The sequence below is a fragment of the Oleiphilus sp. HI0132 genome (assembly GCF_001635845.1).
This window is the reverse complement of the sequence record NZ_LWGJ01000552.1, coordinates 1-837: the sequence shown is the minus strand read 5'-3', so window position 1 is coordinate 837 and position 837 is coordinate 1. Positions and strand designations below refer to the sequence as shown.

Genomic DNA, 837 nt, shown 5'->3' with positions numbered 1-837 from the left:
AGGCAGTAGCAGTTTTTCTAAGGTAACGCCGGTTAAAGCCCAGCCGAAAAGAAGAGCAAGGGTGGAATCAGTAGAAACGCCTCAGCAATTTATGGATGAGGCTGCAGAGCGCTTACAGGAAGATCCTGTCGCTGCATTGGGCTCAGTTGGGCTGAAAGCTTCTTCAGAGGGGTATGTTTACCAAGGTGGAAACCCAATGTTGTCGGGGCTAAATCTTAACAAGGGTGATGTGATACGCTCGGTGAATGGTCATAACCTTGGTGATATTCAGCGCGATAAAGAGTTAATGAAAAGTCTCTATGAGCAAGGTAGTTTGGAAGTAGAAGTGATGCGAGATGGCGCCAGCTTTTATATTAACTACCCTTTGAGATAAAAAAATTGCGGGCTCAAGCCCAGTAATGCAAATGACTTAAGTGTAAAGTGATTGTTATGAAGTCTACATTAGGAAAGAACATGTTCAGTATGGTCCGTCTCAGGTTGGTGCACTTGGTTGTTTGTGCCGCGCTGGTATTTAGCGGGAGTGCCTTCGGTGAGGAGCAAACCTGGAAGGTAAATCTGAAGGATGCGGATGTCAGAGCATTTGTTAGTCAGGTTGCCGATATAACAGGTTATAGCTTTGTTATTGACCCTCGAGTTAAGGGTAAGGTCACGGTTATTTCTAATGCTTCAATGAATAAATCTGCTGTTTACGAAATGTTTTTATCCGTCTTGGGGGTGCATGGCTTTGCAGCGATACCTGGCCAGGAAGTGATCAAGATTGTCAGACAAAATGATGCCAAGCAGAGTGCTCAGAACGATCGTTTTTTGAAAAAGGTACCATCAGAGCAAATCGTTACG

General features: G+C 44.6%; 2 pseudogenes. Both read left to right on the top strand.

What is annotated here, in order from left to right:
* Positions 1-373: pseudogene (locus tag A3766_RS06605) on the top strand (hypothetical protein); the annotation flags it as partial.
* A 56-nt stretch (positions 374-429) separates the two neighbouring features.
* A pseudogene (locus A3766_RS06600) lies at positions 430-837 on the top strand (type II secretion system protein GspD); the annotation flags it as partial.